The sequence below is a fragment of the Psychromonas sp. genome (assembly GCF_047632995.1).
In the GTDB taxonomy this organism is placed as follows: Bacteria; Pseudomonadota; Gammaproteobacteria; order Enterobacterales; family Psychromonadaceae; genus Psychromonas.
This window is the reverse complement of record NZ_JBLIEK010000130.1, coordinates 1-8893: the sequence shown is the minus strand read 5'-3', so window position 1 is coordinate 8893 and position 8893 is coordinate 1. Positions and strand designations below refer to the sequence as shown.

Genomic DNA, 8893 nt, shown 5'->3' with positions numbered 1-8893 from the left:
ACTTATATAAGTAATGAACTCGGCTTTTGCATGGATTTAGGCATTATTAGAATAATCAGGAGGAATTATGAATAGAAACACCCTAGTGTTTATTGTTCTCTCCATAGCTTTCGGGCTCGGAGCAGTATTAATAGCAAGAAATTGGCTGGCAGAAAATAAACCCGAAAATGTAACTGCGGGGCAAGTCGCTGCTTTTACAGTTAATGCCGAGCTACCCACCGGCGCTATTTTAGACCCGAAATATATAGTCTCTACAGTAATCCCCGAAAGCTTGGTTACTGAAGGTACAATTACTGACAGAAAGCAATTACAAGAGATGGTCGTTAAGCAAAGACTTTTTAAAGGCGATATTCTCAGGCAGGAAAGGTTAGTTAAAAAAGGGGAAGGCAGTTCGTTGGCAAGCCTGATTGGTAAAAATATGCGCGCCGTTTCCATAAGGGTAAATGATGTGGTGGGGGTTGCTGGATTTTTACTGCCGGGAAACAAAGTGGATGTTTTAAGCACCCATCAAACTAAAGATAAAAATGCGTCGACTGAGGTCATTCTCTCGAATGTAAAAGTATTAGCAATTGATCAAAAAGCCTCTGATGATGAAAATAAACCGCAAATAGTGAGAGCCGTGACGCTTGAATTAGATTTACAGCAAGCTGAACTCTTAATGAATGCCAGAAGCCGGGGAGATATTCAATTAGCGCTTAGAAACCCCAACGAGCAAACAGAGGCTATCGACGAACAAACTGCGCTAGAAGAAGCTCCTGCCGATACACAGCTAACTGCTGTTAAAGAAGATTCAGCCGTTAAAGAAACTGTTATTGATACGGCATTAGCAAAAACGGCTTCAGTAAATGTGCCCCGAATAGTTAAAAAAAGCCAGAAGGTTGAAGTTATCCGCGGGGTAAAAAAAGAGTCGATACAATTACGAACAAACGATAAAGGACTACAAAAATGAAAATTAAACAAATAGTAGTACCCTTTTTTAGCAGCATAATATTTATTTTATCTTTGTGCTTTACCGTCACGATCGCTTATGCCGGCGGACCGGCTATGAAAGAGAGCAACACAGAGAAAATACCTATTTTTAAGTCGCGGAACTTTGAAATGAAAGATGATATGTACCGCGTATCAATAGGCAATCCTGATATAGCCGATATTTTGATTTTAAGGGCTGATGAACTTTATATAGTCGGTAAAACGTTGGGAACAACCAACGTTATGGTTTGGGATGAAAATGATAAAATTATAGATATCATCAATGTAGAAGTGACCCATGATTTAAACAGTTTACGCGAACGGTTTTATCATTACTTACCCGATGAGAAGATAGGTATTGAGTCATCGCAGCGCCAATTAGTGTTAAGCGGGGAAGCTTCTTCGTTGGAAAAGATGAACTTGGCGCTTGAACTGGCTCGCGGTTACTCAGATGCAGCATCTGCAGGGAAAGGAAAAAGTGAAGTATTAAATATGATGTCCGTGGGCGGTGGTCATCAGGTTATGCTTGAAGTCACTGTCGCAGAAGTTCAAAGTGAAATAGCTCGCCGACTAGATTCCAAGATGCTTTTAGCTTTCGATAGCAGTAGCGGGGGCGGTGGAATTATCAATGGCGGTGATCTTTTTAGTTCACTGGGCGCTGCCGCGGGAATTGATAAAGGTATTTTTGGTAGCTACCTGAGCGGTAATACATTGTTTAATTTTGCTTTTGATATTGCCAAACAACATGGTTTAGCGAAAGTATTGGCAGAGCCCAATATTACGGCGCTGAGTGGTCAGCAAGCCCAGTTTTTATCCGGTGGTGAATTTCCAATTCCGGTACCCAATCAAGATGGTGTCACTATCGACTATCGGGAATTTGGTGTCGGGGTTACCTTTGTGCCCACTGTGTTAGATTCGGGTAAAATAAATTTAAACCTGAAAGTGATGGTCAGTGAATTAAGCACCGCAAATACGCTTTCAATTACTGGTGTGGCGACTGATTCCAGTTATATTGTGCCTTCCCTTGTTAAAAGAACAACATCAACCACAGTTGAGCTAGGTGATGGTCAAACCATCGCTATTGGCGGCCTGATCAGTGACAACTTAAGAGAAAGTGTCGATAAAATACCGGGTTTGGGAGATATCCCTGTTCTTGGGCAACTTTTCCGCAGTCAGGAGTTTGTTAAAGGTCAAACTGAATTGGTCATTATGGTAACACCAAGGCTTATTCGTCCATTCAATAAAAAAGGTCTTGCTTTGCCTACCGATAATTTTGTTGAGGCATCGGATATGAGTTTCTACTTATTAGGAAAAATGACCGAGCGAAAAACAGGGGACACAGAAGATAAATCACCGAATCAAGTGGAGGATATTGAACATAACCTATTGCCGGATAATGGTGGAACTCAAGAAAAATATGGTCATGAATTAAGTACAGATAAAACCGAGGGCTAACTCATGAAACTAATTAAACATTCAATCGCTATAATATCATTAACAATTGCTATTTCAGCTTGCAGTGTCAATCCTGAATATGGAATATCAGGCGCTTATGCAGATATTAACCAGATGCAGATTTTAGACCCTATGGCGCCCGAAAATAATAGTGGTGTAGTCAATTCGTTAGAAGGGAATCTGGCTAAGAAGGTAATAACAGGCTATCAGTCAGCGACTTATTCAGCGAAAGAGGGGCGTGTTGTTCCTACACTAGAATAGAGGGCTGTGAATAAACTGGAAGGAGATTATTATGGCGAGTTATATCAACTGCAAACTTGGGCAACCGCTGAAAAAACAGCAGGGTAATATCTTAGTCATGTTTACTATTGGGTTATTTGTTTTAATTGCAATGGCTGCATTGGCGATAGATGGAGGTCATCTGCTGTTAAATAAAAGCCGTCTGCAGAATATCGCCGATGCAGCGGCCCTGCATGCAGCAAAAACCTTAGATGAAGGTGGCAGCCACCAGGATGCTAGAGTGGCAGTTATTGAAATAATAGGGTTGAATCTTGCGCATAATGATAATTTTGAAATTAAGGACGCGCTGCTTTTACCTGCTCTTAATAGTGTCCCTAATGCTCCGCAAGTTACCACACAGATTAATGTTGATTTTTCAGAGCGGCCCGATCCTTTTATTCATTCGACCAGTGATGATGCAGATTATGTCAAAGTTGAGGTCCTTAACCTAAATTTAAACAACTTTCTCGCCAATATAATGGGTTTTTCAAAACGGGTCTCTGCTACGGCTTTAGCGGGAAAATCACCAGCTATAACAGATTGTCCAGCCAATATATTACCGCTAGTCATGTGTAGCGATCCGGATGGTTCCGATGGTGATGACTATGCTTTTGGATTGCCATTAAATGATTTATATCTGTTAAAAATAACGCCAGATACCGACACTCCCATAGGGCCTGGGAATTTCCAATTACTGAATTTTCCGGGCAATGACCAGCTGAAGGAACTGCTGGCTGGCGGAGTTAATAACGATATTTGTGAGGTTAATTCGACAACCATAGGTGATTATGTGACAACTAAGCCGGGGAATACTGTCGCTATAGCAAAGGGTATGAATACGCGATTTGGCATATACAAAGGAGAGTTTTCGCAGGCAGATGATGAACTTAACTATCCGAGAGATTGGAATACCTGTCGGGGCCCCTTTATAGAGTTAGATGCCAGTGGTGCAATTCCGACTGCAACTGAAGAAACTGCATATCACCATGATCAATATCAGGCGGATATTGAAAACGGTTCAGGTTATTGCCCTTCTGACTTCTCTGATGGTGATGGTGATATTGATACTGGCATTCAGAATGGATCTGAACGACGAATCTTCAATATTTTCGTTGCAGACTGTTCGGAGGGAGGCAGTGGAACAACTGATCTTTATAATCCGAAAATTGGTTGTTTTTTCTTAACGCAGGAGATGCTCCAAACAGGGCTGGATGCTTATATCGTGGGTGAATTAATTAAAGAGTGTTCCGGAGAAGGGACCACTGATGGAACCGCTGAAGACAATCCCGGGCCCCATAAAATAGTGCTTTATCATGTGCCAGATAGCAGTGATTCGTAGGAGGGGGTATGTTTAACTTAAAAAAAAATCAACAAGGGTTAGCGGCTATAGAGATGACCTTAGTAATACCCATTTTGCTGCTGTTATTCTTTGCGACAGCTGAATTTTCGCGGCTGCTCTATCAATATAATGCCTTAACTAAGGTGACAAGAGATGCATCGCGGTACCTTGCTAGTTTTCCGACACAAACTGCAAATGCAGAAAAACTCCTGAAATTTGGAGATTTGACTAGTGAGACAGAAATATTACCTAATTTAGCAGCGGAAGCGACGGACTTTGATATTGATATTGCTGGTGAGTTTACAACAGTAACCGTCATTTACTACTGGCAACCAATATTTTGGAGTAGGTTACCCTCTTTTGTGAGCGATACCAGTTTTGACTTATCTTTCCCGCTAGTCACCAGTTATACAATGAGGAGACTTCAATGAGGTACAAAAATATAAAAGGAGTCTATAGCGTTGAGTTTTCAATCGTTGCCGCACTGTTTTTTATTCTTTTTTTTGCGGTCATTGAAGGCGCCAGACTCATGTATACCTGGAATGTATTGACTGAAGTTACCCGGCGTGGCGCACGTTTGGCAACTGTATGCCATATAACAGACACAGCGCCATTTTCACCTGTATCGGATCAGGTTTTTAAAGCTGCAACATTTGCAGACGATGCGCTTATTCCAATAAGTGATGCGCCTAATGTGAATGTTACAATTAGCTATTTAGGTTTCGCGGGTGCACCCGCCTCCTCTTTTTCTGAAATTCGTCTTGTACGAGCCGAAATTAAGGATTATCAGCACAGATTGTTAATTCCATTTTTCTCTATCACACTCAATTCGCCTAGTTTTTCAACGACATTGCCAGCTGAAAGTCTTGGCGTGACAAGATTTGGGTTTACCGATTGTAATGAAATTTAACTTGTAGGTGTGTTTATTATGGAAAGAAATTTTTTAAAAATATCACCCATAGCAAAAGAAGCAACAGACACATCTTCCCGCTCTATTGCTAGGGGGGAATTAAATATCTCATTCCCTTTTGTGGTGAATAGCCTACTGGTTTGTGCTGATCCGCATCTTAGAGTTCAGGTGGGAGACTGTTTCAATGCAGTCAAAAACTTAATTGTAAAAATGGAGCCTAAAATCACCACTCTCCAGAGTGAAATTCATATTGTACTCTTGGTTTACTGTAATGATGAGCAACAAATTTTTGCCGATATGGAAAAGTCGGCAGCGCAAAATATTCCGACCATATTAATTGGCGATAATATATCCCCTACAGTGATGCGCAAGGCGTTTCAATACCAAGTGAAAGATTTCATTCCTTTAGAGCATGTCAGTGATGAAATTGGTCCCGCCCTATCAAAATTAGTTGATCAAATTTCAGCTAAGGTAAAGATGGCACCAGTGGTGAGTATTATTAATGGTAAAGGAGGCTCTGGGGCAAGTTTTATTACCGATTGCATAGGTCAAGTTTACGCCCAACAAAGCAATGATAATGTGGTTTTATTTGATGCTGATTTTCACCATGGTAGTTTGGCTGATTCTCTTGGTGTAGAGCCGGAATATTATCTTACCGATGCATTAAAAGAGGTCCAGGAACTCGATGCTATGGCGATTAAATCAATGATGTGCACCACTGGGAATTTGAGTTTGCTGCCAGTTAAACCCTATTCTCATCTCTCTGATTTAGTTAATATCACCCCTGAGAATATAAGCCTTTTAGTCAATAAGATCCGTTTAAGCTACCCGTTGCTTATTGTCGACTTTTCCAGAGGATTAGAGCTGCATAGTTTACCAATACTTGATATATCTGATGTTATTTTAGTGGTCGTACAGCAAAATATAGTCAGTATTCGAGAGGCTAGGGCATTAGTGTCAGAAATAAAAATCCGCATGGGAATACAACCGCAGCGAATTCATTTAATAGTGAATCGATTTTCAAGTAAGCATAGCAGCATTAGTGTTGCAGAAATAAAAAAAGCGGTTGGTATCGAATCTGCGCTGGTTATTCATAACAATTATGAGCTTGCGAATGCCTGTACCGACTTAGGCAAGCCTTTGTCACAGATTCATAATTCAAAACAGATAAAGAAAGATATTGAAAAAATAATATCTGAATTTTTACCTGTTCCGATTAATAAAAAAGAACGCACTAGGGGTTTTTGGTCGCGCTTTTCGTTCAGTTCTAATAAGGAATAAATAATGGAATCCTTACAACAAACAAAGCAACCGAAATATGATGTAATCAACAAGCAAGATCTTGAAATAAAACAAGAAACTTTTGCAAAGCTGCTGAAAATGTTGGATTTGTCGGTTCTGGAAACGCTCGATGAGCATACTGCTAAACAGCAGATTACGGAAATATGCCATCAGTTGCTGAATCAAATATCCCGGCCGTTAAACTTACTCTCTCGGCAAAAAATCATAAAATTAATTATTGATGAGGTATTAGGTTTAGGACCATTAGAAACCCTGTTAGCAGATTCAACTATTTCAGATATTTTAGTGAATAATTTTGACAGCATCTACGTAGAACGCTTTGGCAAGCTAGAGAAAGTCCCCGTGACTTTTTATGATAACAGGCACCTGCTCAATATTATTGACCGCATCGTATCGAGCGTCGGTCGAAGGATTGATGAATCATCACCCATGGTAGATGCGCGCCTGCAGGATGGATCGCGTGTTAATGCCATTATTCCTCCTCTCGCATTAGATGGTCCCTGTTTATCCATTCGCCGTTTTACCGTTGATAAGCTAACTTCGGAGCAACTTATCGCCTACGGCTCTATGAGTAAAGAAATTGGAGAGTTTATCAATGCCATTGTCTTAGGTAAATTAAATGTACTGATATCAGGGGGGACTGGGAGTGGTAAAACAACACTCCTGAATATTTTATCAGGTTATATTCCAGAATCTGAACGCATTATTACCATTGAAGATTCCGCCGAATTACAACTTCAGCAACCCCATACCGTGCGGCTTGAAACACGCATTGCCAATATTGAAGGTAAAGGGGAAGTGTTACAGCGAGATTTAGTGAAAAACAGTTTACGGATGCGCCCGGATCGTATCATTATTGGTGAGGTCAGGGGCGCGGAGGCAATTGATATGCTTGCGGCGATGAACACTGGACATGAAGGCTCTTTAACCACCTTACATGCGAACAATCCGAGGGATGCATTAGGCAGAATGGAAAATATGGTCTGCATGGCTGGATTTGATATGCCAATTCATAATATTCGCGCCCAAATTGCATCGGCGATTGATGTTGTTATTCAACTGCAACGACAAGAAGATGGCTGCAGGCGCATAACCAGTGTGCAGGAAATTAACGGCATGGAGGGGGATGTCATTACCATGTCTGAAATTTTTAAATTTGCAAGAAAAGGTAAAGATGCGGATGGGAATATTCTTGGCGACTATCTGGCCACTGGCGTTATTCCTAATTTCAATAACCAGCTTAAGTTAAAAGGTATTAATCTACCGAACTCTATTTTTGGTGCTGATTTTAATATGGCGAAATTTTAGGAGGCTATATGAGTAATGAATATTGGTTTTTAATATTAATATTTGCAGCCGTAATTTTTTTATCCCAGTCTCTACTGGTCTCAGTTTACAGTCCGCAACGGACTAAAACTCGGTTATTAAAGAAGCACCTTAAAGGGATTTCCGATGGTGAAACAGCCCAGCAGGTAGATTTAGTGCTTAATAAAAAACTGGAAAAACTTCCTAGTTTGTTTCGCTTTTTAGAAGAAATTGAATTTGTAAAGGATCTTACTTATAAACTGCAGTTAGCGGGCTATAAAATATTCGGTCATCAATATCTTTTTTTTGCTTTATTTACTGCGCTTGCTTTTGCACCTTTAGTTTGGTATTTCACATCAGACCCTCTTTTTGTACTTTTCAGTGTTGTACTGGTTTTCTTTGCATTTAAAATTAAATTAAATAGAGATATAAATAATCGCCTTGAAAAGATTGAAGAGCAGTTCCCTGAGGCGTTGGATGTTCTTAAAAGAGGGTTACAGGCAGGTTATGCCTTCTCCGAGGCGTTAAAACTTGTTTACGAAGAAACCCAAGGGGATTTATCTAAAGAATTTTATATTTTATTTAATCAAATTAATTTCGGTACTGATGTGCGGACATCTCTCTTATTATTTGTGCAACGGGTACCTATCACATCGGCAATGGCATTTGCCAGTGCAGTGAGTATTCAAAAGGAAACTGGCGGTAACTTGGCTGAAAAAATTGAAACACTTTCTAAAGTTATTAGGCAGCGATTCAAGTTTAAGCGTCGGGTTAAAACCCTTTCAGCTGAAGGTCGACTTTCTGCATGGGTGCTAGTGTTGACCCCTTTTGTACTTTTTGCTGTGTTATACCTAAGTTCCCCGTCATATGTTACAACATTGACCAGCAGTCCTGAGGGAATAGGTTTATTAAAATGGGGCGGAATGGGGATGTTATTAGGTATTTGGTGGATAAGTAAATTGATAAAAATCGACTTATAAAAAAAGAGAAATGTATGGACTATATACTGGCTTTAATTAATAGTTTTGTTAAAAACCCGCAAACTGCAGAATGGATATTTTATCTGATTGCAGCCACTGCCGGGGTCACTTTTGCGATCTCATTGAGCTTACTTTTTTCAGGGATCTATTCACCGGTTAAATCGAAATTACATAAAATAGCTAATGAGGGGGAGCCTGAGTTCAATGGCTCTTTTAATAAATCATTAGAGCATACGTTAGGAAAACTACCTTTTATAGAGCGACAATTTTCGGGTGATGAACAAACCAGACGTTTATTAATCCATGCCGGTTTTCACTCGCAAAATTCATTAAAGATATATAACTCCTTGAAAT

The 8893-nt window shown here is 40.1% G+C and carries 9 protein-coding genes and 1 pseudogene; all 10 read left to right on the top strand.

Annotated elements, in window-relative coordinates:
• Positions 1-67: 67 nt before the first annotated feature.
• Positions 68-949, top strand: a complete 882-nt coding sequence (gene cpaB, locus ACJAT7_RS16155) for a Flp pilus assembly protein CpaB (RefSeq protein ID WP_415227832.1) — start codon at positions 68-70, stop codon at positions 947-949.
• Positions 946-2424: a type II and III secretion system protein family protein gene (locus tag ACJAT7_RS16150; RefSeq protein WP_415227831.1), complete on the top strand. Its 1479-nt coding sequence runs from the start codon at positions 946-948 to the stop codon at positions 2422-2424. The genes cpaB and ACJAT7_RS16150 overlap by 4 nt, the downstream gene beginning before the upstream one ends.
• A 3-nt stretch (positions 2425-2427) precedes the next feature.
• Positions 2428-2685 (top strand): hypothetical protein, encoded by a 258-nt coding sequence (locus tag ACJAT7_RS16145; RefSeq protein ID WP_415227830.1) that lies wholly within the window; start codon positions 2428-2430, stop codon positions 2683-2685.
• 31 nt (positions 2686-2716) lie between these two features.
• Positions 2717-4042 carry a pilus assembly protein TadG-related protein gene (locus ACJAT7_RS16140; RefSeq protein WP_415227829.1) on the top strand — a complete coding sequence of 442 codons (1326 nt, stop codon included), beginning with the start codon at positions 2717-2719 and terminating at the stop codon, positions 4040-4042.
• Between the two features lie 8 nt (positions 4043-4050).
• On the top strand, positions 4051-4473 hold the full coding sequence (locus ACJAT7_RS16135; RefSeq protein WP_415227828.1) for a TadE/TadG family type IV pilus assembly protein: 423 nt from the start codon (positions 4051-4053) through the stop codon (positions 4471-4473).
• Entirely contained in the window at positions 4470-4952 is a 483-nt protein-coding gene (locus ACJAT7_RS16130; RefSeq protein WP_415227827.1) for a TadE family protein, read from the top strand. Before ACJAT7_RS16135 ends, ACJAT7_RS16130 begins: the two co-directional genes overlap by 4 nt.
• Before the next feature lie 18 nt (positions 4953-4970).
• Positions 4971-6233 carry an AAA family ATPase gene (locus ACJAT7_RS16125; RefSeq protein ID WP_415227826.1) on the top strand — a complete coding sequence of 421 codons (1263 nt, stop codon included), beginning with the start codon at positions 4971-4973 and terminating at the stop codon, positions 6231-6233.
• Between the two features lie 3 nt (positions 6234-6236).
• The gene (locus ACJAT7_RS16120; protein WP_415227825.1) at positions 6237-7562 is read left to right on the top strand and encodes a CpaF family protein; all 1326 of its coding nucleotides are present in this window, start codon (positions 6237-6239) and stop codon (positions 7560-7562) included.
• Between the two features lie 8 nt (positions 7563-7570).
• Positions 7571-8539: a type II secretion system F family protein gene (locus ACJAT7_RS16115; RefSeq protein WP_415227824.1), complete on the top strand. Its 969-nt coding sequence runs from the start codon at positions 7571-7573 to the stop codon at positions 8537-8539.
• 14 nt (positions 8540-8553) lie between these two features.
• Positions 8554-8893: pseudogene (locus ACJAT7_RS16110) on the top strand (type II secretion system F family protein); the annotation flags it as partial.